General features: G+C 48.1%; 26 protein-coding genes. 14 read left to right on the top strand and 12 right to left on the bottom strand.

Annotated features, from left to right (window positions below; all coding sequences use genetic code 11):
• Window positions 1-19 precede the first annotated feature (19 nt).
• Together B2U97_RS07205 and B2U97_RS07200 are read left to right on the top strand one after the other, a co-directional pair.
• Window positions 20-1,375: a DegQ family serine endoprotease gene (locus B2U97_RS07205; RefSeq protein WP_011233672.1), complete on the top strand. Its 1,356-nt coding sequence runs from the start codon at window positions 20-22 to the stop codon at window positions 1,373-1,375.
• A 63-nt stretch (window positions 1,376-1,438) separates the two neighbouring features.
• Window positions 1,439-2,488 (top strand): trypsin-like peptidase domain-containing protein, encoded by a 1,050-nt coding sequence (locus B2U97_RS07200; protein WP_011233671.1) that lies wholly within the window; start codon window positions 1,439-1,441, stop codon window positions 2,486-2,488.
• Window positions 2,489-2,494: 6 nt separating this feature from the next.
• Here the strand turns inward: B2U97_RS07200 and murA are convergent, their stop codons facing one another.
• From murA to B2U97_RS07160, 8 genes are all read right to left on the bottom strand, one after another.
• Complete coding sequence (gene murA / locus B2U97_RS07195; protein WP_011233670.1) at window positions 2,495-3,754, bottom strand: UDP-N-acetylglucosamine 1-carboxyvinyltransferase; 1,260 nt, start codon at window positions 3,752-3,754, stop codon at window positions 2,495-2,497.
• A gap of 16 nt (window positions 3,755-3,770) precedes the next feature.
• Entirely contained in the window at window positions 3,771-4,025 is a 255-nt protein-coding gene (locus tag B2U97_RS07190; RefSeq protein WP_011233669.1) for a BolA family protein, read from the bottom strand.
• Between the two features lie 37 nt (window positions 4,026-4,062).
• A complete protein-coding gene (locus B2U97_RS07185; RefSeq protein WP_011233668.1) occupies window positions 4,063-4,356 on the bottom strand; it encodes an STAS domain-containing protein in 294 nt (97 codons plus the stop codon).
• On the bottom strand, window positions 4,356-5,027 hold the full coding sequence (locus B2U97_RS07180) for an MlaC/ttg2D family ABC transporter substrate-binding protein (RefSeq protein WP_011233667.1): 672 nt from the start codon (window positions 5,025-5,027) through the stop codon (window positions 4,356-4,358). The genes B2U97_RS07185 and B2U97_RS07180 overlap by 1 nt, the downstream gene beginning before the upstream one ends.
• Window positions 5,028-5,044: 17 nt before the next feature.
• A complete protein-coding gene (mlaD, locus tag B2U97_RS07175; protein ID WP_034818660.1) occupies window positions 5,045-5,512 on the bottom strand; it encodes an outer membrane lipid asymmetry maintenance protein MlaD in 468 nt (155 codons plus the stop codon).
• Between the two features lie 2 nt (window positions 5,513-5,514).
• Window positions 5,515-6,294, bottom strand: a complete 780-nt coding sequence (gene mlaE / locus B2U97_RS07170) for a lipid asymmetry maintenance ABC transporter permease subunit MlaE (protein ID WP_082815427.1) — start codon at window positions 6,292-6,294, stop codon at window positions 5,515-5,517.
• On the bottom strand, window positions 6,291-7,091 hold the full coding sequence (locus tag B2U97_RS07165; protein ID WP_034818661.1) for an ATP-binding cassette domain-containing protein: 801 nt from the start codon (window positions 7,089-7,091) through the stop codon (window positions 6,291-6,293). The genes mlaE and B2U97_RS07165 overlap by 4 nt, the downstream gene beginning before the upstream one ends.
• Window positions 7,092-7,175: 84 nt before the next feature.
• Window positions 7,176-7,751, bottom strand: coding sequence for a TetR/AcrR family transcriptional regulator (locus B2U97_RS07160; protein ID WP_272988645.1), 576 nt, complete (start codon window positions 7,749-7,751; stop codon window positions 7,176-7,178).
• Between the two features lie 156 nt (window positions 7,752-7,907).
• Between B2U97_RS07160 and B2U97_RS07155 the strand changes: the two genes are divergently transcribed.
• From B2U97_RS07155 to mgtE, 11 genes are read left to right on the top strand one after another with little or no spacing between them, the layout of a single operon-like run.
• A complete protein-coding gene (locus B2U97_RS07155; RefSeq protein WP_011233662.1) occupies window positions 7,908-8,885 on the top strand; it encodes a KpsF/GutQ family sugar-phosphate isomerase in 978 nt (325 codons plus the stop codon).
• Window positions 8,885-9,439, top strand: a complete 555-nt coding sequence (kdsC, locus tag B2U97_RS07150) for a 3-deoxy-manno-octulosonate-8-phosphatase KdsC (protein WP_011233661.1) — start codon at window positions 8,885-8,887, stop codon at window positions 9,437-9,439. Before B2U97_RS07155 ends, kdsC begins: the two co-directional genes overlap by 1 nt.
• Window positions 9,436-9,999: an LPS export ABC transporter periplasmic protein LptC gene (gene lptC / locus B2U97_RS07145; protein WP_011233660.1), complete on the top strand. Its 564-nt coding sequence runs from the start codon at window positions 9,436-9,438 to the stop codon at window positions 9,997-9,999. Before kdsC ends, lptC begins: the two co-directional genes overlap by 4 nt.
• Window positions 9,968-10,510, top strand: a complete 543-nt coding sequence (gene lptA / locus B2U97_RS07140; protein ID WP_011233659.1) for a lipopolysaccharide transport periplasmic protein LptA — start codon at window positions 9,968-9,970, stop codon at window positions 10,508-10,510. The genes lptC and lptA overlap by 32 nt, the downstream gene beginning before the upstream one ends.
• A 1-nt stretch (window position 10,511) precedes the next feature.
• Complete coding sequence (gene lptB, locus B2U97_RS07135; RefSeq protein ID WP_011233658.1) at window positions 10,512-11,237, top strand: LPS export ABC transporter ATP-binding protein; 726 nt, start codon at window positions 10,512-10,514, stop codon at window positions 11,235-11,237.
• 21 nt (window positions 11,238-11,258) lie between these two features.
• Window positions 11,259-12,719, top strand: coding sequence for an RNA polymerase factor sigma-54 (locus B2U97_RS07130; protein ID WP_110013569.1), 1,461 nt, complete (start codon window positions 11,259-11,261; stop codon window positions 12,717-12,719).
• Between the two features lie 27 nt (window positions 12,720-12,746).
• Window positions 12,747-13,034 carry a ribosome hibernation promoting factor gene (gene hpf, locus B2U97_RS07125; protein ID WP_011233656.1) on the top strand — a complete coding sequence of 96 codons (288 nt, stop codon included), beginning with the start codon at window positions 12,747-12,749 and terminating at the stop codon, window positions 13,032-13,034.
• Between the two features lie 3 nt (window positions 13,035-13,037).
• Complete coding sequence (gene ptsN, locus B2U97_RS07120; RefSeq protein WP_011233655.1) at window positions 13,038-13,508, top strand: PTS IIA-like nitrogen regulatory protein PtsN; 471 nt, start codon at window positions 13,038-13,040, stop codon at window positions 13,506-13,508.
• Window positions 13,499-14,350 (top strand): RNase adapter RapZ, encoded by an 852-nt coding sequence (rapZ, locus tag B2U97_RS07115; RefSeq protein ID WP_011233654.1) that lies wholly within the window; start codon window positions 13,499-13,501, stop codon window positions 14,348-14,350. The genes ptsN and rapZ overlap by 10 nt, the downstream gene beginning before the upstream one ends.
• Window positions 14,343-14,618, top strand: a complete 276-nt coding sequence (locus tag B2U97_RS07110; protein WP_011233653.1) for an HPr family phosphocarrier protein — start codon at window positions 14,343-14,345, stop codon at window positions 14,616-14,618. Before rapZ ends, B2U97_RS07110 begins: the two co-directional genes overlap by 8 nt.
• 2 nt (window positions 14,619-14,620) lie before the next feature.
• Window positions 14,621-15,982: a magnesium transporter gene (gene mgtE / locus B2U97_RS07105; RefSeq protein ID WP_011233652.1), complete on the top strand. Its 1,362-nt coding sequence runs from the start codon at window positions 14,621-14,623 to the stop codon at window positions 15,980-15,982.
• 12 nt (window positions 15,983-15,994) lie between these two features.
• Here mgtE and pmbA read toward each other — a convergent pair whose 3' ends face one another.
• Window positions 15,995-17,341 carry a metalloprotease PmbA gene (pmbA, locus tag B2U97_RS07100; protein WP_286822979.1) on the bottom strand — a complete coding sequence of 449 codons (1,347 nt, stop codon included), beginning with the start codon at window positions 17,339-17,341 and terminating at the stop codon, window positions 15,995-15,997.
• Between the two features lie 54 nt (window positions 17,342-17,395).
• On the opposite strand from pmbA, the gene yjgA reads away from it, so the two are divergent.
• Window positions 17,396-17,911 carry a ribosome biogenesis factor YjgA gene (gene yjgA / locus B2U97_RS07095; protein ID WP_011233650.1) on the top strand — a complete coding sequence of 172 codons (516 nt, stop codon included), beginning with the start codon at window positions 17,396-17,398 and terminating at the stop codon, window positions 17,909-17,911.
• Window positions 17,912-17,926: 15 nt separating this feature from the next.
• Here yjgA and tldD read toward each other — a convergent pair whose 3' ends face one another.
• From tldD to B2U97_RS07080, 3 genes are read right to left on the bottom strand one after another with little or no spacing between them, the layout of a single operon-like run.
• A complete protein-coding gene (gene tldD / locus B2U97_RS07090) occupies window positions 17,927-19,348 on the bottom strand; it encodes a metalloprotease TldD (protein WP_114982056.1) in 1,422 nt (473 codons plus the stop codon).
• Entirely contained in the window at window positions 19,345-20,142 is a 798-nt protein-coding gene (locus tag B2U97_RS07085; protein ID WP_286822980.1) for a carbon-nitrogen hydrolase family protein, read from the bottom strand. The genes tldD and B2U97_RS07085 overlap by 4 nt, the downstream gene beginning before the upstream one ends.
• Entirely contained in the window at window positions 20,114-23,983 is a 3,870-nt protein-coding gene (locus tag B2U97_RS07080) for a YhdP family protein (RefSeq protein WP_286830383.1), read from the bottom strand. Before B2U97_RS07080 ends, B2U97_RS07085 begins: the two co-directional genes overlap by 29 nt.
• Window positions 23,984-23,986 lie beyond the last annotated feature (3 nt).

The raw sequence follows: 23,986 nt of genomic DNA, 5'->3' as shown, positions 1-23,986 counted from the left end.
TTAAGGAGTCACTCGAATCATGAAAAGAGTCTTAGCATTATTCAGTTTAATCTGTGTTGTTAGCTTCACCTCTATACCTTCTGCCCATGCTGGCATTCCTTTTTTTGGCAATGACGACGAACAGCCGACCTTAGCGCCGATGCTTGAGGAGGTAACACCCGCCGTCGTCAATATCTCAGTAAAAGGTAAGCGAGAAGTACGACAACGCCTGCCGGAAGCGCTTCGTTTCTTTTTTGGCCCGGATTCTCCACGTGAACAAGTCCGTGAGCGCCCGTTTAGAGGCTTAGGTTCCGGCGTGATTATTGATGCGGAAAAAGGCTATGTAGTAACCAATAACCATGTTGTAGACGACGCTACAGAAATTCTCGTCACCCTAAAAAATGGCCGTGAGTTTGATGCTAAAGTTATAGGCACTGATGAACGCAGCGACGTGGCTTTGCTAAAGATAGAGAACGGCGAAAACCTCACCGCCATAGAGCTTGGCAAGTCATCAGAGCTGCGAGTCGGTGATTTCGTGGTCGCTATTGGTAACCCTTTCGGGCTTGGCCAGACAGTAACCTCCGGTATCGTTAGCGCTCTAGGTCGAGCAGGTCTTGGCATTGAGGAACTGGAAAACTTCATCCAGACCGATGCCGCTATTAACAGCGGTAATTCGGGCGGTGCTCTGGTCACTTTAGACGGCAAACTCATTGGAATTAACACCGCGATACTCGGCCCTAACGGTGGCAATATCGGTATCGGTTTCGCTATTCCATCGGACATGATGAATAACTTAGTACAACAATTGATTGAATTTGGCGAAGTTCGCCGCGGTGTACTGGGAGTGCGGGGTAACGATTTAACTCACGACGTTGCTCAGGCATTGAATATTCCGGTCAACCGGGGGGCTTTTGTTTCACAGGTCGTACCGGGTAGTTCAGCAGATGAAGCTGGTATTGAATCGGGCGATGTCATTATCTCAGTCGATGGGCAGACAATCCGCTCATTTTCGGAGCTTGGTGCAATGGTCGGCTCTATAGGCTCAGGGAACTCATTAAAGCTTGGGGTGATTCGCGACGGTGAAGAGCAATCGATTAACGTCACCCTTGGTGCACAGGACATGTCTGTTACAGCTGAGTCAATTCACCCGGCTTTACAGGGCGCTACTCTTGCTGCAACGGATGGAAATGGAATTGAAGTAGAAGAGCTTGAAGAGCGTTCTCCTGCTGCGCGAATTGGCCTAGAGGAAGGCGATATTATTCAGGGCGTTAACAGAAAGGCAGTGAGCTCAATATCGGAGTTGCGGGCAGCAATTGAAGATAAGAGCGGTGTTATAGCCCTTAATATAAAACGAGGCGACAGTTCACTCTTTATTGTGTTGCGTAACGCAAACTGACATTGTGACAGGCAGGTGGTATCAGTGCTATGCTGATACCACCTGATTTAACCGGAAGCTGGTATGCAACAACTTTCTTCAACTTTACGATTTTTACTTCAGTCAGTTGGCTTAGGCCTAGTTGTTGCGGCTATTGTTATTATCGCTAAACCTTTCTGGGCACAGTCCGAATCATTAAGACAAAACGGCAACGAAATTACCTCCTTTAATCAGGCCGTCCGAAAAGCCGCCCCCGCCGTTGTGAATATTTATAGTATGGGGGAAATTCAGGGGTCTTATTATCAACCTCAATCATCACGTGTCTGGCGTTTAGGTTCAGGCGTTATTATGGACTCTCAGGGATATATTCTGACCGCCCATCACGTTGTCGATAATGTTGATAAAATTGAAGTCGCGCTGCAGGACGGCAGACGCTATGCCGCTCAGTTAATTGGTAGTGACCGTTACACCGATTTAGCTGTGCTGAAAATTGATGCAGAGAACCTACCGGTAATTCCTGTACAGTCAACACGCCGCGTACGGGTTGGTGACATTGTCCTCGCCATAGGTAATCCATACAATATTGGCCAGACAATTACGCAAGGTATTGTCAGTGCCAGCGGCGGTCGGGTTGGTGTCAGCAATTCCTATTCCGATTTGATTCAAATGGACGCAGTGATCAACCAGGGTGCCTCAGGCGGAGCTTTGGTTAATACCGCCGGAGAACTTATCGGCATCAATAACGCCCGCTATAATTCGGCTTTTGGAGATGGCGGCGAAGGCATTTATTTTGCCGTACCCTATGAAAATGCACGCAAAGTAATGAAAACCCTTATTCAGGAAGGGAAAGTGGTACGCGGATACATTGGTATTAGCGTTAATCCAAACTTTAGTGAAGAACAATCACTGTCAGGCATATTAATAACCGGAGTTGAACGGAATAGTCCGGCAGCAAAAGCAGGATTACAACCGAACGATTTTCTGGTGGCTATTGGTGGTGACCCTGTTCGCTCTGCGCCGGAAGGGCTTGACCGGGTTGCAGGTAGTGAGCCCGGCACTAAATTAGAAGTGGAATTTTACCGTAATGAAAAGCGAATGACGACCACCGTAACAGTGGCCGAATTACCCAGATAACGGCTGCTAAGCCGTTACTCGTTCAATATCAGCACCTAAGCCCTGAAGTTTTTTCTCAATCCCTTCATAGCCCCGGTCAATATGATAGATGCGCTCGACAACAGTTTCTCCGGTCGCAACCAGACCCGCTATAACAAGAGAGGCTGAAGCTCGTAAGTCGGTACACATAACCTCTGCGCCGGTCAGTTCATCAACCCCGTGACATAGTGCAGTATTGCCTTCCGACTCGACATTTGCGCCCATGCGTCGTAACTCAGGAATGTGCATAAAGCGGTTTTCAAATATCGTTTCACGAATACCGGCGGTACCTTCTGCAATGGCATTTAGCGCACAAAATTGAGCCTGCATATCGGTTGGAAAAGCCGGATGAGGAGCCGTAATAATATTGACTGCTTTAGGCCGGCCATGGCTCTGTATCGCTATCCAGTTATCACCTTTATCAATTGTCGCGCCAGCTTCTTCCAGCTTTTTCAACACCGCATCAAGGCTTGCCGGGTCAGTTTTTTCGCAACGCACCGAACCTCCAGTTGCCAAAGCTGCGACTAAAAACGTCCCCGTTTCGATACGGTCGGGCATGACACTATATTCACCACCATGCAGCTTATTAACACCTGTAATATGAATGGTGTCACTTCCTGCGTCGCGGACATTCGCGCCCAGGCTGTTAAGAAAGTTTGCTAAATCAATGACTTCAGGCTCTCGAGCGGCATTTTCTATGACCGTTTCACCCTCAGCCAGTACCGCTGCCATCATTAAGTTCTCAGTGCCGGTCACGCTGACCGTGTCGAGCAAAATCTCTGCGCCCTGCAGACGCCCCTCTACTGACGCTTTAATGTAACCATTTTCAACGTCAATATGAGCGCCCATTTTACGCAGGCCCTCAATATGAAGGTTTACCGGCCGTGCGCCTATAGCACAACCACCCGGCAGAGATACTTCCGCTTTACCGGTTTTAGCTAATAACGGGCCTAAAACCAAAATAGAAGCACGCATAGTTTTAACCAGATCATAAGGCGCTTTGAAGTGATTAAGCGTGGTCGGGTCAATGCAAACGCTATTATTATTCAGGTTGCTATGACTAATGCCCAGGCAATCGAGTAACTCCAGAGTTGTGTCGACATCGTGAAGGTCGGGAACATTAGACAGGGTTATTTTTTCAGACGGCAACAGCGAAGCCATTAAAATAGGCAGCGCGGCATTTTTTGCCCCTGAAATAGTGACCGAACCTGACAAAGGTTGGCCTCCACGTATTTTAAATTTATCCATCAACTAACCAACAACCTTATGGCATCATTAATTTTTTATCACGCGCCCAGTCTTCCGGCGTGTAAGCTTTTATCGATACGGCATGGATTGAACCGTCGGCAATCAACGGGTTTAGAGGACCATACACGGCTTGCTGACGCTTTACCCGACTCATATCTTTAAAGTCTTCGCTGACAGCAATAATTTCTACATTCGCGCCTTCAGCTTTAACCAGAAGCTCTTCCAGAGAAAGCGCATCGTTCAGCAAAGTTTTCAGTTCTTCAGTATTCATTGTTATCTGCCGTTGGCTTAAAAGTTAATAAGACCGCCTAGCTTAACGAAAGCAGCGACTCAACGCCACTAACGCGGGCAATTTGTTTCAGCTGTTCAGATGCTCCGATACAGGTTAACGGACCTTTCCCATCGCCAACCAATTTCAATATTTCAAGCAAAAAAGCCACCCCGGCAGTATCGATAACCTCTACATCGGTTAAATCAACCCGGGTTTCGCTTCCCACCGACCAGCTTTTGCGCTGTGACCACAGTTTAGCAACACTGTGACGAGTCAATGAACCGCTAAAAACCAGTGTCTTATCATCGCTAACCTTCACCGATGCTAACATTAGAGTCCCTCTGCCGGGCTTTCTACTTCGTCATCTGCCTTAATCGGCTCGGAAGCTTTCTTTTCAATCAGCTCGATGGTTTTATCAATGCCATTAGCCCGGATAACCGAAGAAATTTCACTTTGCTTACTGTTCAGCAGACTGACACCTTCAACAACTAAATCGTAGGCTTTCCAAATTTCTTCATCAGAGTCGTATCGTATACGAAAATCCAGACGAATTTCCGGGCGCCCTTCTTCTTTTATTCGCGCCTTCACGACGGCCGAACGTGCATCATCAGAAATTTCCTGACTAGGTTCAAAAGTGACCTTATGCTTGTCCTCGTCATACTGAGTAAAAGCACGGGCATACGTCGCCACTAAGTAATCGTAGAAAGCCTGGTAAAAACGTTCACGCTGTTCTTTTGTCGTGTCGCGCAAGTAACGGCCTAATACTTTCTTCGACGCATACATATTGTCAACATAAGGCATCATCTCATCTTCAACGACTTCCTTTAGATAATTAGGATCTGCGTCAATTTTGTTTCTGTCCGATGCAATGCGATCAAAGGTTTTTTCAGCAACTGCTTTCAATAACTCTTGCGGATCATCGTTACGAATTAAATCGGCTGACGCGGATGCAACCAGTACTAAGGTTACAAAAACGGCCGTTATCCATTGTTTTACTGCCATGGTGCTCTCCTTACCACTTATTCATTGCCCTGACTGAACAGAAACTGGCCTATCAGGTTTTCTAAAACCAATGCTGACTTGGTATCAGTAATGGTATCACCGTCTTCTAACGTACCTACGCTGTCATCAATAAAGCCGGGTTCAAGTCCAAGATATTGCTCACCCAGGAGTCCTGACGTCAACACCGACAATGTACTGGCTTCAGAAAACTTGTCGTAATCTTTGCTAATGCTCATTGTCACACGCGGCTCATAGTAGTCACCCGACAATGAAATATCAGTAACACGACCCACAACCACACCACCGACTTTCACCGGCGAGCGGACTTTCAGACTACCAACATTATCGAACTTAGCGTACAGGGTGTAGCTATCTCCCGATGTTGTCATAGTGCCGCTGGCTGCCCTTAATGCGATAAAGAACAAAGCCAAAATACCGACGACAACAAAAACGCCTACCCATAACTGTGTTTTTCTTGATTCCATGGTTATCCACCAAACATGATAGCTGTAAGAATAAAATCGAGTCCTAGAATTGCCAACGACGCAGTCACAACTGTTGACGTTGTCGCAGCACTGATTCCCGCAGAGGTTGGAACCGAACGATAACCTTTATACAAAGCTATCCAGGTAACAACAAAGGCAAATACAATAGACTTAATAATGCCGTTCAGAAGATCATCCTGCCAATCGACTGCCGATTGCATGACTGACCAAAAAGCCCCTTCATCAACACCCAGCCAGCCGGAGCCAACCAGGTAACCGCCGTAAATTCCAACGGCTGAGAACATCAACGCCAGCAGTGGCATACTAACCACACCAGCCCAGAACCTGGGAGCAATCACACGGCGTAAAGGATCAACCGCCATCATCTCCAGACTGGAGAGTTGCTCGGTGGCTTTCATAAGACCGATTTCAGCAGTTAATGCAGAACCGGCTCGCCCCGCAAATAACAGACCGGTAACGACAGGCCCCAACTCACGTAATAACGACAGCGCAACCATAGGTCCCAGACTTTGCTCAGCACCATAGTCAACTAAAATAGTGTAGCCCTGTAAGCCAAGCACCATACCAATGAATAAGCCACTGACGATAACGATGAGCATCGACAATACGCCCACTACGTACATTTGCTTGATAAAGAGCGGCCATGACTTAGCGGGTTGCGGCTTACCGATAATAGCTCCCATCAGCATAGCTAAGGCGTATCCGATACCCGCCAGGCTATCCAGCACTCGGCGACCGACAGACTGTATAAACTGGATCATCCTTCGCCCCTTAATAAGTCCGTTGTAAAATCGTCATCTGAGTAGTGAAATGCTACCGGACCATCTGGCGCACCATTCAAAAACTGTTGAATAATTGCGGTATCGTTATTGCGGAGTTCATCCGGGGTGCCCTGACCAACAACTTTTTTGTCGGCGATGACATAAGCATAATCCGCAATCGATAACACTTCTTTTACGTCGTGCGATACAACAATAGAGGTCAAACCTAGTGACTCATTCAAAGATTTAATAAGCTTTACAATGACCGCCATAGAAATAGGATCCTGACCCGCAAACGGCTCATCGTATAAAATCAATTCAGGATCCAGAGCTATAGCCCTTGCCAGAGCAGCTCTACGAGCCATGCCACCCGACAGTTCTGACGGCATAAGGTGACGCGCACCACGCAGACCCACGGCCTCAAGCTTCATTAAAACCACGCTGCGAATAATTTCTTCGGGTAAATCGGTATGCTCGCGCAGTGGAAAGGCGACGTTCTCGTATACCGACATGTCGGTGAACAACGCACCACTTTGAAACAGCATGCTCATGCGCTTGCGTAATTGATACAAAGCGTCGCGTTTTAACTGAGGGACTTCCTCTCCGGCTACTTTGATACTGCCGCTGTCAGGCTTAAGCTGTCCACCGATAAGGCGCAACAGCGTCGTTTTACCAATGCCACTAGGCCCCATGACAGCAACCATTTTGCCTTTCGGAACATCTAACGACAGGCCGTCATAGACCCGATGGCTTCCATGCGCAAAAGTCAGATCTTTAAGTTCTACCAAGTTTGTCACGACAGTTTCCTGTTACGAGTTTATCAGCCTTTATTTTAACGACTGTCGGTATAGTCTGATACCGAAAAAGTGTTGCAAATTTTATCAGCGAATTGATTCTATTTCTGTCAATTCATCGACAAGCTTCAGTAAATATTGTGCAAAATCTTCACGTTCATGCACGCAGGCGTCACACAAGTTGAGTTGCTCAAACAAACGAGCACCATGAACCGCGTAAAACAGAGTTTTCCCAACTTTGCTTCCGGCAATACGTTCCAACCGCTGTAAAGTCAGTGCTATATGCTCTTTTAAAGGGCCTAACAACTCTGGGTTAGTCGCAGCGGCAGCCAGCATTCCACTGCCCAGCCGAGAACATTCAGCGTCCGTATCAAGCGCTGCTAGTAAAATACTTTTTAATTCGCCTTTTGGGTCATCGGCAAACTGCTGGTGATATTGCTCACGAAGCACTTCATAACGTTCGACACGGCGTTTTAACATAGCCTGAAGCAAACAATCTTTGCTTTTGAAATGATAAAGCAAACCACCTTTGCTGATGCCGGTCGTTTGGCTCAATGCGTCAAATGTAAGGTGTCCTGCACCCTCGGCAGCGACCAATTGATCTGCGGCATCCAGAATGACGTCTCTGTTGCTGGGTCGTCCTGCGCCTTTTTTCTCTACCATGGTGTATTCACTTTACCTACACTTACTTTATCAACCGTCTGGTTGGTATAGTAATTATTTTTGTAATAAAATACAAGATTTACCTGTGTACGGTAGGCAGAGTTGTACCGAATGACGTATTATACAGGGCAAAAGTACAACGCCAGAGGCATGACCATGAAACAAGTCACCCAGAACTTTCGGCTACTGGGCGAACAAGTACTGGATATCGAAAAGAAGGCGATTGAAGGCCTGTATCAATATTTGGATGATAATTTCGATGCCGCCTGCCAAACTCTGTTTAATTGCAAAGGCCGCGTTATTGTCACCGGCATGGGTAAATCCGGTCATATTGGCGGGAAAATAGCTGCCACACTTGCCTCAACCGGCACACCAGCGTTTTTTGTACATCCGGGCGAAGCCAGCCACGGAGATTTAGGCATGGTTGCGGCTCAGGATGTGGTCATTGCGATATCTAACAGTGGCGAAACGGCCGAAGTGCTGAATATTATTCCGGTCATTAAACGTCTGGGCGTGCCCTTAATTTCAATGACTGGCAAACCAGGCTCCACTCTTGCCCGACTGGCTGATACTCATGTTTGTATCGCAGTTGAACAAGAGGCCTGTCCGCTCGGGTTAGCCCCCACGGCTTCTACAACAGCAACTCTTGTCATGGGCGATGCGATGGCGGTTGCTCTGCTCAATGCCCGCGGCTTCACCGCCGACGACTTTGCACTATCACACCCCGGCGGCTCGCTGGGTAAACGCCTGCTATTACGGTTACATGATGTGATGCACACTGGCGAGCGTGTCCCGGTTATTCCTGCCGACGCTATTATTAGTGATGCCTTACTGGAAATGTCGCGTAAAGGCTTGGGTATGACCGCGATAGTTGATGAAAACCAACGTCTCGCCGGCATTTTTACAGACGGTGACTTACGTCGCATTCTGGATAACCGAATCGATGTCCATAAAACTCCGATAGCTGAAGTTATGACCCGCTCCTGTATTACTGCGAACGAGGACATGCTGGCCGCTGAGGCATTAAAACTCATGCAGGACCGAAAAATAAATGGGCTGATAATTACCAACGACGATGGACAGCCTTGTGGCGCAATGAACATGCATGACTTACTGCAGGCGGGAGTGCTCTGATGGAATGTATTAATACCTGGTACGGCGACATTGAAAAAAGCCTGTTTAAACGTTTTTCCGAAATAAAGCTACTGGTTCTGGATGTCGACGGGGTGTTTTCCGACGGTCGCATATACTTAGGCAATGATGGTGAGGAACTGAAAGCGTTTCACACCCGGGATGGCTTTGGCATGAAAGCACTGAAAAAATCAGGTGTTGAAACGGCAGTCATTACCGGACGAACGTCACGCATTGTTGAACACCGTATGGAACATTTAGATGTCGGCTTTATTTATCAGGGACAGAACGATAAAACAGCCGCTTTCGATGAGCTACTAACAAAGTTAGGCCTTAGCGCGGAGCAAGTTGCTTATGTTGGAGACGACACCCCCGATTTAGCTTTAATTAAAGCGGCGGGTCTGGGGATTGCAGTCCAGGACGCTCACGCATCGGTACAACAACAGGCCGATTATATTTCACGCTGCCATGGTGGACATGGTGCCGTGCGCGAAGTCTGTGATTTAATCATGCTCAGTCAAGGGCAACTGCACCTGGCTACAGGAGCCAGTGTGTGAGCCGACGCGTTACTGTCATTCTAATTTTATTATTCGGTGCCGGGCTATTGCTTGTCTGGCGCCCTTTTAGTGATGATGCTGATGGTAACAACGCGGCGACAACACGCACTATGCAGCCCGATTTTACCGCTTTTGGGCTGGAGACGCGTATTTTCGAAAGTGACGGTTTACTGGCTCACAAGATAAAATCTGAGAAAATGTCTCACTATAACCAAATTGGTCTGACCGAACTTAAGCGTCCGGTTTACACAGTCTTTTCTGAGCAAGGCGAAGAGCTTTGGGAAGTCAGTGCCGCGCAAGGCACTTTCTACGACGATCAAACCCTGATTTTAGAGCATGATGTTGAAATACTTGCTTTAGAGCCGGATACTCACATCGAGCAAGTGTTAACCGAGTACCTGATTGTTGATTTAAAAAATGAGTCAATGAGCACAGAACATCCTGTAAGCATTCACGGACCACGACTATTAATTCGGGGTAACGGTATGACTGCGGATCTGAAAGCTGAACGAATGGAGCTAAAAAGACATGTTAAAACGATTTTCCAGCCTGCTGAGTAAACTGATCCTGGTTGCCTTAATACCCTCAGCGGTTATGGCTCAGGGCAAGTCTGACTTTAGTAAACCCATGGAAGTTGAGTCGAGTAAGGAAGAGCTTGATATTAAAAATAACCGCCTGGTTTTAACGGACAACGTTATTATTCGTCAGGGCACCTTATTAATCCGCGCCGATCGACTAGAAGCATCCGCCAGCGAAAGCGCCGAGCAAGCAGATATTTTTATTGCAGAAGGCACTCCTGCTACTTACAGCCAGACGCTGGACGACGGCAATGAAATTAACGCTGAAGCAAAAAAAATCACCTATTTTCAGTCGGAACAGCGACTGGAGCTTAGTGGCGACGCTCGCATCTCTCAAGGTAGCAGTAGCTCAAGCGGCAGTTTGATTACTTATGATTTGAATAAACAAACGGTAACGGCAAGCAGTTCAGGTGAAGAAGACAGCCGTGTTATCACTATTTTTACGCCTAAACCAAAAACCGATACCGACGAAAAAAATAACGAGAACCCTTAATATGGCAACTTTACGAGTCAAACATTTAGCCAAAAGCTACAAAAGCCGACAAGTCGTTAAAGACGTTAGCCTGGAAGTAAGTCAGGGGCAGGTTATTGGTTTACTGGGCCCCAACGGTGCAGGTAAAACCACAACCTTCTATATGATAGTCGGTTTGGTTAATAGCGATAAAGGTCAAATTCTGCTGGATGACAATGACCTTACCTTACTGCCAATGCATGAACGGGCACGCCGGGGTATTGGGTATTTGCCACAAGAGGCTTCCATTTTTCGCAAATTGACCGTGCGCGATAATCTGATGGCTATTCTGGAAACTCGTAAAGAACTTTCAACCAACGAGCGTGAAGAACAGCTTGATGCTTTGCTCGAAGAGTTTCATATAGGCCACATAGCAAACAGTCAGGGCATGAGTCTTTCAGGCGGTGAGCGCCGTCGGGTTGAAATTGCCCGCGCCTTGGCAGCGGAGCCTACGTTTATTTTGCTGGACGAGCCTTTTGCCGGAGTTGACCCTATTTCGGTTATTGATATTAAAAAGATTGTTGAACATTTAAAGCAACGTGGTATTGGTGTACTTATTACTGATCACAACGTTCGCGAGACATTGTCTGTTTGTGAACACGCTTATATTGTCAGTCATGGTGAGCTTATTGCCAGTGGGGATGCAGAAAGTATATTATCGAATCAACAGGTTAGAGACGTTTACCTCGGTGAGCAGTTCACCCTATAACGTGATACCGGGACAGTCATTATGAAGCAAAGTCTGCAGCTAAAAATTGGTCAGCACCTGACCATGACGCCACAACTCCAACAGGCTATCCGCCTGCTGCAGCTTTCCTCGCTCGATCTTCAGTCAGAAATTCAGGATGCATTAGACAGCAACCCGCTGCTGGAGGTTGAAGGTGAAACGAGTAACGACGCGGACCAACCCGAAACTCGCAATATTGAAGAAAGAGACGACAGCCAACGGGAAACATCCGACGTTATAAAAACCCAGGAAATGCCTGACGAACTGCCGGTCGACAGCAGTTGGGACGACACCTACTCCAGTCATACCCCGGCCAACGGTGCAGCCTCTTCAGGTAAATCCTTTGACGGCGATTTTGAAGTCTATCAAGGCTCTACCAGCGAGTCTTTGCAGGATCACCTGCTTTGGCAAATGCAACTTTCTCATTTTTCGGAAGAAGACACCGCCATAGCTGAAGCCATTATTGAAGCCATAGACGACAATGGCTATCTAATGGTTGATGTTAATGAAATTATCGAAGCTGTGCGCCTACCCGAAGTTGAGGCAGAAGAAGTCTGCATGGTGCTTAAGCGTATTCAGCATTTCGACCCAATAGGTGTCGGCGCACGCAGCGTCAGTGAATGCCTTGCCATTCAATTACGTCAACTAAGCGACGACACTGAATACAAGCAGGTTGCTCTATGCTTAGTGACTGAACATATGGACTTACTTGGCAGTCGCGATTTTCGCACCATTCAGCGTAAACTGAAGCTATCGGAAGACGATTTACGTCAGACTATGCGATTAATTCAACAGTTGCACCCGCACCCGGGGGAGCAAGTTGCGCAGCAACCCGTTGAATATGTTATTCCCGATGTGGCCGTTACTAAAAAAAATGGTCGTTGGATGGTCGAATTAAACCCGGATAGCGTACCTAAACTAAAAGTGAACGAAGAATACGCGGCCTTGAGTAAAGCAACAAAGTCAGTAGCCGACAGCCAGTACATAAAAAACCATACGCAAGAAGCGCGCTGGTTCATAAAAAGCCTGGAGAGCAGAAACGATACGCTGCTGAAAGTGGCCAATTGCATAGTACAACGCCAACAGGGCTTTTTTGAGCATGGTGAAGAAGCTATGAAGCCAATGGTTCTGAACGATGTTGCAGAAGCCGTGGATATGCATGAAAGTACGATTTCACGCGTAACGACACAAAAATACTTACACTGCCCAAGTGGCGTATTTGAGTTGAAATATTTTTTCTCAAGTCATGTCAGTACAGAGGGCGGTGGCGAGTGTTCAAGCACGGCAATACGTGCTTTAATTAAGAAGATGGTCGCTGCTGAAAATCGCAGTAAACCGTTAAGTGACAGTAAGATTGCTGAACTGATAGCCGAACAAGGTATCCAAGTAGCAAGAAGGACAATTGCGAAGTATCGGGAATCGTTAAACATTCCATCATCGAGCCAACGCAAAAGTCTTTTGTAACTTTGTTAACTGCAGAAGGAAGACGTTATGCAAATTAATTTGACCGGTCATCACATCGATATTACCGAAGCTCTGCGTGACTACGTGGACACAAAATTTGCCAAGCTGGAAAGACATTTTGACCATATAACTAATGTTCACGTCATCCTAAATGTTGAAAAAACGATTCAAAAAGCGGAAGCTACGCTGCACGTGAATGGCGGTGAGCTTTTCGCCGACGCAAAACACGAAGATATGTACGCGGCCATCGACGGTTTAATTAATAAACTGGACCGTCAGGTGATTAAACACAAAGAGAAAATGAAACAACATTAATCCATGCAACTGAGTGAATTGTTAAGCCCCGACTGCACCAAGTGTGCAGTCGAGGGCGCAAGTAAAAAACGACTACTTGAAACCATTAGTCAAATCGTAGCCCCTAAGCTGTCTGGCATTACCCGTCATGACATTTTTGAGAGCCTGTTAAACCGTGAGCGTTTAGGCAGTACGGGAATTGGCTTAGGTATCGCAATTCCTCATGGCCGTTTACCTAATGCGAATCATCCGGTAGCGGTATTACTGACCTTAGACGAACCTATCGAATTCGATTCTATTGACAACCAACCTGTCGATATTATCTTCGCGCTTCTGGTGCCGGAGTCAGAGCACGAGAACCATCTACAAACATTGGCCACAGTGGCCAGAAGAATGAACGACAAAGACTGTACCCGCGCACTGCGCCACGCAGATTCTGATAAAGCGTTATATCAATTATTTGTGGGCGAAGGTGAACAGTCGCCATGCAACTGATCATTGTTAGTGGTCGCTCCGGCTCAGGTAAGACAATTGCCTTGCGCGTACTGGAGGACTTAGGCTTTTATTGCGTTGATAATTTACCCATAAGCCTGCTGCCAACTCTGGTGCATGCAGTCATAGAGCAGTATCAAAAAATAGCCATTAGCATTGATGTTCGCAACTTACCGGAGCACTCCGAAGAGCTACTGGACTCTCTGAGCTTTTTGCCAAAAGGCGTTGAACCGGAAATTCTGTTTATTGACTCTGACGACAACACCTTACTAAAGCGTTTTGGCGAGACTCGTCGCCTGCATCCGTTATCGCAAAAAGAACTGCCTCTGCTAGAAGCGCTTCAGGCCGAACATAAAATGCTTGAACCCATTATGGAACGCGCAACCTGGCGCCTGGACAGCAGCGATTTATCGCTGCACCAATTAAGCGAACAGGTCACTGAGCGGGTGCTGGGACGAGCGGATAAAAAGCTGATTATTGTGTTTCAGTCTTTTGGCTTTAAATATGGTTTACCCAAAGACGCTGACTTTGTCTTTGATGCGCGCATTTTACCTAATCCGCACTGGCAACCCGAGCTTAAGCTGCTTACCGGTCTGGATACCGACGTGCAGATTTTCTTTCGTCAGGAACCTTTGGTGACTAAATTTATTTATCAGCTAGAAAACTTTCTTGATACCTGGTTGCCACACTTCCAGCGCAGCAATCGAAGCTACCTGACCATAGCTACCGGTTGTACCGGTGGTCAGCACCGCTCGGTTTATATTTCTCAGCAGTTAGCCGAGCGTTTTGAACAGAAAGCTGTAAAAGTTCAGGTAAGACACCGGGAACTGAAAACCCATGGATAAAGTTTGCAGAAAGCTAATTATTCGCAATAAACTAGGCTTGCACGCACGTGCGGCAACAAAGTTAGCGCAATTAACGCAGGAATTTGAGTCAGACATTACTGTCACTCAGGGTGAGCAATGCGTTAACGCTGCCAGCGTTATGTGCCTGATGCTACTGGCCAGTCAACAGGGAAAAACTGTTGAAGTCTGTGCCGAAGGAAAAGACGCACAAGCAGCACTGGATGCCGTTAGTGCTTTGTTTGAAGATCGCTTCGAGGAAGACGAGTAAGCATGATTGCAGAGCTTTCCGACAAAGAATATGCCATGCAGCGCATTCAGGAGGTTAACTCCGCGCTATCCGATGGCATGTTCGTTGCTGCACGCCGTATGCTGCATAATATGCCGGCATGCGACGTGGCGTTGCTGTTGGAATCCTCACCCCCCAAAAGCCGTTCCATTGTTTGGAAACTGGTTGACGTAGATGAACACGGCGAGATTCTTGAAGAACTGAACGAAGAGGTTCAGAAAGACATTATTCGTCAAATGGCGCCGGAGAATCTTGCGGCGGCCACCGAAGGCATGGACACCGATGACCTTGCCTACGTTTTGCGGGGCTTACCTGAGCCAGTCTATCAGCAAGTTCTGAAGTCCATGGACGAAAGCGACCGGGAACGTGCGGAAACCGCGCTCTCATATGCCGAAGACAGCGCCGGTGGTATCATGAACACCGATACCATCACCTTGCGCTCGGACGTCACTATTGATGTTGTGTTGCGTTATTTACGCCTTAAAGGTGAGCTGCCCGAAGCCACCGATAAACTCTACGTCGTGGATCGCCATGAAAAACTCATTGGCGAAATTACTTTAACCCAGTTGTTAACTATTGATCCCAGCCGTCGCATTGACGAAATTATGTCGGCCGACATTACCACCATCCCCGTGACTATGGATGAAACGGAAGTCGCAAAACTGTTCGAGCGTCATGACTGGGTATCTGCGCCGGTCGTCGACAATGAGCAGCAGCTGGTAGGTCGTATTACCATCGATGACGTGGTCGATATTATCCGCGAAGAAGCCCAACACTCCATGTTGAGTATGGCGGGTCTGGAAGATGACGAAGATACCTTCGCTCCGGTATTAAAAAGTACCCGCCGCCGTACCGTATGGTTGGCGGTAAACCTGGTTACTGCCTTACTGGCCGCCATGGTCAGCTCATTATTTGAAGACATACTGGCACAAATGGCTGTACTGGCTATTTTAAACACCATTGTACCCAGTATGGGCGGCATAGCCGGTAGCCAGACATTAACTCTGGTCATACGAGGTATGGCTCTGGGACACATAGGCACCAGTAACTCCCGATGGCTTATCGGTAAAGAGCTGGCTATTGGTTTCTTAAACGGCATTATCTGGTCGGTACTGATTGCGGCAGTCGTCGCACTGTGGAAGCAAGACTGGCTGGTTGGCGGTATTATTGCCTTTGCCATGATGATGAACCTAGTCGCAGCCGCTTTAGCCGGTGCGACCATTCCGCTGGTTCTTAAGCGCTTTAATATTGACCCCGCGCTGGCTGGCGGGGTCATTCTGACCACTGTCACTGACGTGGTCGGTATCTTTGCCTTCCTTGGCTCAGCAACCTTGTTACTGTCTTAGAGACCTGGCTTTTTAATTGCCGGCAATACTCATTTGCTCTAATAACACTGAGCCGGTATGCAGCGCATGGCGTTCGTCGGTGTCATTCCCTATGGCAACAATGTTCGCCAGCATGTCTTTTAAGTTACCGGCAATGGTCACTTCTTCTACCGGATACTGAATTTCACCGTTCTCAACCCAGAAGCCGGCAGCGCCACGTGAGTAATCACCGTTGACCATATTTACGCCCTGCCCCATCAATTCGGTTACCAGCAAGCCCGTACCCATTTTTTTGCATAACTGCGCTAACGAGTTGTCCTGCTGTGTCACTCGCCAGTTGTGGATACCACCTGCGTGACCCGTAGGCTGCATATCCAGTTTGCGTGCAGCATAGCTGGTTAACAGATAGGTTTGCAGCACCCCGTCGGTAATAATTTCCCTATCCTTTGTCGCCAAACCTTCTGCATCGAACGGCGAGCTCGCCAGGCCACCGATAATATGTGGTTTTTCCTGAATGCTCAGCCATTCTGGCAGCACCGGCTTGCCTAAATGGTCGAGCAGAAAACTGGATTTGCGGTACAAATTGCCACCGCTTATAGCACTGACCATATGACCAAACAAACTCCCTGCCACATCAGCCCGGAAAATAACCGGTACTTTAGCTGTTGGTACTTTGCGTGCACCCAGGCGCGACAAGGTTTCTGCGGCGGCCTCTTCAGCAACACTCTCGGCAGATTTTAATTCGTGCATTTTGCGGGCAACAGAATAACTCATGTCGCGCTGCATTTTGTCGCCCTCTTTGGCTATCAGAACGCAACTAAGGTTATGTCGCGACTGTAAGTAACCGCCAATAAAACCGTGACTATTCCCATAAACACGAAAACCCGTGTGGCTGCCGTAATGCGCGCCGTCTGAGTTAACAATGCGCTCATCCAGGTTCAGGGCGTGTTTCTCACAAGCCAGTGCCTGCTTTATGGCATACTCTGCGCTCTGGTCACCCGGATGACACAAGTCTAAATCCGGTACATCGGTCGCCATTAATTCGGCCGGAGCCAAACCATTGTATGGATCCGGAGAGGTAAAACGGGCAATATCACTAGCCTTGTCGACGGCAGCGCTAATAGCCTGTTCTGATAAATCTGTAGTTGATGCCGAACCTTTCTGGTTGCCTCGATACACGCTGATACCCAGCGCGCCATCCTGATTAAACTCGACGGTTTCGACTTCGCCCAGACGAGTCCCCACCGAAATACCGGAGCTGTGACTGATTGAGCATTCAGCAGAACTGACGCCTTTTGCTTCAGCCAATCGCAGTGCTTCTTTAACAGCACTCTCTACCTGCTTCATTTGAACCTGTAAGTCACTCAGTTGTACTATCAAAAAACTCTCCTCACTGCTAAACTGACGGCTTTGTAGCGCTAATGAATCGAACTTATGCCGAAACGCCCAGCCGAAAATCCTGAACAATCTGACGACTTCGTCAGCAAGTCCCAAAAAAAACGCGAAATGGCTGAACGCCAGGAGCTAGGGACTCAACTTGTTAATTTAACTGACAGCCAGTTAGCAAAAATGCCTCTGGATGATGAGCTGCGCGATGCCGTTTTACTTGCCCGTAAAATTCGTAACAAGCACGAAGGCTACCGTCGTCAGCTTCAATTTATAGGCAAGCTCATGCGCTTACGTGATATCGCGCCTATTGAGCAAGCCTTGAATAACTTAAAAAATGCGCATCAGCAGCAAACATCCATTTTTCACGAGATTGAAACAACTCGCGATAAACTGCTGCATGAAGGCGACGATGCTCTACAAGAATTCATTGAAGAGCACCCTCATGCTGACCGCCAAAAATTGCGTCAGCTTATTCGTCTTGCCGAAAAACAGCGAGCCGAACAAAAACCACCGGTTGCTGCCCGTCAGCTGTTTGTTTATTTACGTGAGCTGCTCGGTTAATACCGGGCAACTCGCTTATTCGGTACCACCAACCGTCATTGAATCTAATTTTAGCGTCGGTTGCCCAACACCTACGGGTAGACTCTGCCCGTCTTTGCCGCAAACACCAACACCTTCGTCCAGCGACAGGTCATTACCCACCATAGACACCTGAGCCATAGCTTCTGGTCCGTTACCAATAAGTGTTGCACCCTTTATCGGTGTGGTAATTTTACCGTCTTCAATTAAATAAGCTTCAGATGCTGAGAACACAAACTGTCCGGAAGTAATATCGACCTGACCACCGGCAAATTGCGGTGCGTAAATACCCTTTTTCACGCTGCCAATGATGTCTTCCGGACTACTTTCTCCGGCGAGCATATACGTATTGGTCATTCGCGGCATAGGTAAGTGAGCGAAACTTTCACGGCGACCGTTTCCGGTGGTTGCCTGACCCATTAGACGCGCATTCATTTTGTCCTGCATGTAACCACGCAATACGCCATTTTCTATCAATACGTTATAGCCACTGGGTGTGCCTTCGTCATCAATACTCATTGAGCCACGGCGATCATTCAGAGTTCCGTCATCGACGATAGTACAAAGCGGTGAAGCCACCTGTTGGCCAATTTTGCCGGAATAGGCAGACGAGCCTTTACGGTTAAAGTCGCCCTCCAGCCCATGTCCAACCGCCTCATGCAGCAGCACGCCCGGCCAACCAGAGCCCAGTACCACCGGCATATTGCCTGCAGGTGCAGGTTTCGCTTCTAAGTTCACGAGTCCTTGACGTACGGCTTCTTCCGCAAAACGCTGCCAGCGGGCATTGCCGGACGCTTCATCAAGGAAAAACTCATATCCTACACGCGCTCCACCACCGGCACTGCCGCGCTCGCGGCGACCGTTTTGCTCGGTAATAACAGAACAGTTCAGACGAATTAGAGGTCGCTTATCAGTAGCCAACGTGCCGTCTGTCGCAGCAACTAAAACTTCGTCGTAACTGCCGCTCAAACTAACCACCACCTGACTTACACGTGAGTCCTGTGCCCGCGCGTGCGCATCAACTTTTTTCAGCAATTCAATTTTTTCGTCTTCAGACAAAGTATCCAGCGGATTCAGCGCTTCATAGCGAGACTTAGCCTGCACCGACTTCAGGGCTTCAACCTTTTTGCTTTGCCCCTGACGCGCTATGCCGCGGGCCGCTTCGCTAGTGCGCTGTAACGCTTTTAATGTAATCTCATCGGCATAAGCAAAGCCAGTTTTCTCGCCCTGTACAGCGCGCACACCCATACCCGTTTCAATATGAAACGCGCCGTCTTTAATAATGCCATCTTCCAGCACCCACGACTCGTTGACACTGTGTTGTAAATAGATATCGGCAAAGTCAATATCACCGCTGTATAGCGTGGATAAGGCCTTGCTTATGTCGTCTTGTGACAATTCGTAGTCAGTTAGTGTCATGTCTTTTGTACAACCTCAAATTGATTTTGTTGCGCCACCGGCATTTGTTTTCGTATGGATTCAATATCCGCTACGTCAACGCTGACAGAAACAACACCTTCATCCAGTTCCTGTTCTGCCAGTATTTCACCCCAGGGGCTGACAATAATTGAATGGCCAAACGTTTCACGACCATTTGCGTGCTCCCCCACCTGACCCGGTGCCACGATAAAAACCTGTTGCTCAATGGCGCGGGCGCGAACCAGCGCATGCCAGTGAGCTTTTCCGGTAACCTGAGTAAAAGCAGAGGGTAAAACAATGATTTGGGAGCCAGCCTGACGCAATGCTCTGAATAACTCTGGAAAGCGCAGATCATAACATACTGCCATGCCAACCACACCAAAGTCCGTTTCTGTGGTTACCACCTTACTGCCCGGCTGAGTCCACTTTGACTCGCGGTATTCCTTAGTATTATCAGCCACATCAACATCAAACAAATGAATTTTGTCGTAGCGATTGAGAATAGCGCCATCGGGGCCAAAAAGAATAGATGCCGCGGAGAATCGCTCACCGGCATCTACCGGCAGTGTACCGCCGACCAGATAAACCTCGTGCTTTTTCGCTAAGGCAGCCAGCTGTTTCTGCACCTCACCATCCTTGTAAGGTTCAGCCATCGCTAACTGCGCACGGTCACCGGCACCGAAGCAACTAAAGGCTTCAGGCAGCACCACCAGTTGCGGACGTGCGGCAGGAAGTTGTTCCAGCAGTTTAGCAACAATGGCTAAATTATCTTGCGGATCCGGGCGACTGCTCATTTGCAGCGCCGTCAGTTGCACTTGTGTCATCGTCTGCCTCTGAATCGGTTGAGTTCTCTTCCAATTCTGGCAAATCAACCGGGCGGCTGTCACGTTCTATTTCTTCAACCACCGGTTCATCAATAGTACCGGTCACTTGGTAGCGTAAGCGCGAAATCACTTTCGCATCGTGCAGTACTTTGTCGATGAACAGCGCAGCCAGGCCGCTGGGCGGGTTTACCATCCAGGCAAGAATAATCGGTAGGCTGGAAGTGACCTTCGGCGCATAGGTCAGGTTATAATTTAGCTCACCAGTTTTCATATTGGTCCAGCCACGAATATCCATATCTCCTGCGGATCCCAGTAATCTTGCATCTTCGGTGGTCGCAACACCGTTTTCGATCTGAACACTGCCAGTTAGGTCAGTAAAAAACATTCCCTGCGAAAAAATATCACGAAAATCTAAAGTCAGCTTTCGGAGAATACTGTCCAGGCTCAATAACGAAAAAATACGCGCGCCGCCGTCACTCACTTCGGCCAGATAGCCTTTTTCTAAATCCCAGACCACTTCCCCGCTCAGCGAACTCCAGTCTGGTTGATACAAGTGGTCACGCCAGTTTAAGTTAAAGTCAATAACGGCAGCACTGTCTCTTACTGCCGTTTCCAGACCATAGTCACGTAATAAATCACCAAGGTCTCCAGCCTCCAAACGTCCCGAAAGCGCACTTAAAGCCTGCTCGTCTGTGTAGCGCCAATAACCTGTTACAGCCAACTCATCACTACCCTTTTTAAGAGCCATTTTTTCTATACTGAAGCCGTCTTCAAGCGGAGCAAGTACTAACTCAACTTCGCCTAACTCATGCTCGTCAATACGACAACTGCGACAGAAAAAGTTAAGTGCGGGTACTTTCTCGAGCCAATTCCAGTCTGTCTTCTCGGTGGCTTCCGGAAGCTCAACATTGCTGCTTAACGCCAAATAATCCGCTCTTACGGTTATCCCTTGCTGTACAAAGCTTTCCGGAATGGTCGCGCTTAGCACCGCATTCTTAGCATCCACCCGGGCCTGCCAGACTGAGTTTTCTGGCCACACCTGGATATCCGCCTGAGCAAATTTCTGCTGTCCCCACTGTAACTGAGGCGTCTCAATACGAATGGAATCGGGCAACCACCCTTCCCCACTACCACTTTCAGTATCAACGTTCGAATCCCCGGCCAACGCATAAAGTACTGAGTACCACCGTCCGATATCTGCATGCGGAAGCTGTGCGTTTATCGCAAAGCCGTTAACCAGTTCATTCGCAGAGTTCACTTCACCAATATCCAGTCTGGCCATTTGCCAGCCTCCACTGCCCGGCTGCCAGCGACTATCCCAGTTAAGGCGCTGGTCAATACTTGCTCGTAAACGCAGTTCTTCTCCAGTCCCATTGAGCTGAACCGACAGTTGCCAGTTATCTCCAAAATCTTTTTGCAACGGCGCTGGAAGCGATGTCTCAAGACCGGTCAAATCAAACTGAGACTCCAACGCAACGCCGACATCGTCTGCGTTAAAAGTTAACTGGAGATTAGCTTCACCATTTACCGCTCCGTAGAAAAACGGTTTCCACTGTGGATAAGGCAATTGCTTAAATAAGGGTTCGCTTTGCCAGTCCAGAGTTGTATTCACATTCAGTAAGTAATCCGCCCCGTTTAGCTCTCCCGATACTTTCGTTGGTATAGGCATACCGTACCAGTTAAGGCGCAACCCTTCGGTACTAACCTTGCTGTTGTCAATCTTCAGAATACCTTCAGAAACCGTAAAATCTTGTTGTATGGCGTCAATATTAAAAGACAACCCGGCCAACGGAGCATCAACAGCGACATCGACATCTCGCGAGCTATTTAAGGGGATATCCAACTGAAAAGAACCAGAAACCTCTCCGCTCGGGTCAATTTGAATGAGCGTTTCGGTTACGCTGTCCAGCGGAGATTGCTCAAACACCGGTAACAGTGACTCTCCTTTTCCACTAACACCAGCTTGAATCTGCAACCCCTGTGCGGCATCGGCTAAATCCTTAATTTGCGCGTCAACCCGGGTTACCTGCACATCTTCTATATGCCCTGCATCGGTCGACATGAACAAGCTTCTGTTATAAAAGTCGAGCTTTACCGGAGCATCGGCTAGCGGAAGCCAGTCTGGCTGAAACCGGTAGGTTAAATCATCGAACTCCACCCGCGCATTGAAGACACCTTGATTGGTCGCCGCCGGAAACTGAGTGACAGGGCCTCGCCAAAGTAATTCCATGCCACGAGCCCGACCGGATACTAAGGCTGCGGAAAGATAGTCTTTGACTCCCTGACCCATAATTGATGGCAGCAACTTGCGGGCCGTGTCGACAGAAAAGCCCTGTGCGGTAGAAAGCAATAAGTCAATTTGTGGTGTTGTTTCACTGTCGCCGGACAAACCGCCACTGCCGGTAAGCTGAAAGTCGTCTCGCCGAAGTTGGAGCTGCTCTAAATTTACCCGCCAGTTATCAGCTTGTAACAACCAGGAGCCGGACAAATTAAAAGTATCAATATCCCACGCTTGCTTACCGGAAAGACTGTTTCCCGTAAGGCTAACGTTGTCACCTTCTACTTGCCACAAACCGTGATTCGACAAGCTGCTTATACTGACATCAAGGCCATTAAAACCAGGCCAGCGCTCATTTCCGTCTGCCGACAGGTTGTGGCTTTTTACAGACCATTGCTGGCCGGAGACAGGATGCAGGCGATAGCGCACACTGGCCGTCCCCTTTAACCCCAGGCTCATGACCGATTCCGCCGATATCTTAAAAGGCAGCAGAGGTAGTAACCCGGTAACCTCATCAATTGCGATATTATCTACACTGATATCGTGGATCTCATCCAGTTGCTGCCAGGCTATACGCGGTAATTCAAGATGACCTACCGAGGTATTTACTGTCATTGGCATACTGTTGAGTAGCCAGCCATTTTCTTCCGGCCGCAGCACAATTTCTCCCTCGGGTAACTGCAACCAGTTAAGTTCTTCGGAATTATTGTCTAACCAGGTAATACGGTTGTCTCTTAACTTAACTAATCCTTCAAATAATTGACCATTACGAACATCGAGCCAACCCGTAAAGTTTACGTTTGAAGCTTGTACGTCAATGTCGCCCAGTTGCTCTTCAAGCCAGGGACTGATATCAACGTTCTGTGAATTAACATAGAACTGACCATTAAACTCCGACCAGCGATCACCGCGCAAATCAATAATGAAATCCAGGCTATTAGTCGCAAAGTCTTCCATCCGGAATTGGCCAATCCCCTGGTGCTTTTTGCCTTCATTGGTCCAGGACAGTCGGTCAATATCAATTTCTCGCGTTACGCCCCGCAAGTTTGTCAGTAGCAACTCACCATTATTCAGTGAAAACTTCTCTAATTGCTGCAGGAATAAGCGGTTAACGTAGTCTAAATCTAATTTCTCAGCTTCGTTAGCTGCCGAGAATTTGCGTATATCTACCGCTATGCGGGCGTCATTAAGAATAAACTGCTGCGCAATGAGCTGTTGATCCAGTAAAGTTTTCCAGAAATCGAGTACCACATGAACCTTACCAACACGAACTTGCACAGGCGACTGCTCGCGTTCCAGCAAAACTAAATTATCCAGCACAATGGAAGGGCCTTCCCGGGTCCAGGCCATAGATAAGTCACTAATGCTCACGGGTTGCTGGAAACGAGCCTCCAGCTGTTGTTCAAGTGGTTCGGTCAAATCGGGCAGGTATGGCAGGCTGTAACGCAATAAACTCAGGCCGACAGCAACCAGCACCAGCACAATAGCCAGCGTTAGCCAGAGTTTGTTCAAAATCCACGACAGTGTCCGCATGCG

Source organism: Idiomarina sp. UBA3176, assembly GCF_002364295.1.
GTDB lineage: Bacteria > Pseudomonadota > Gammaproteobacteria > Enterobacterales > Alteromonadaceae > Idiomarina > Idiomarina loihiensis.
Note: the sequence above shows the minus strand (reverse complement) of the source record. Positions and strands in the feature narration are given on the sequence as shown.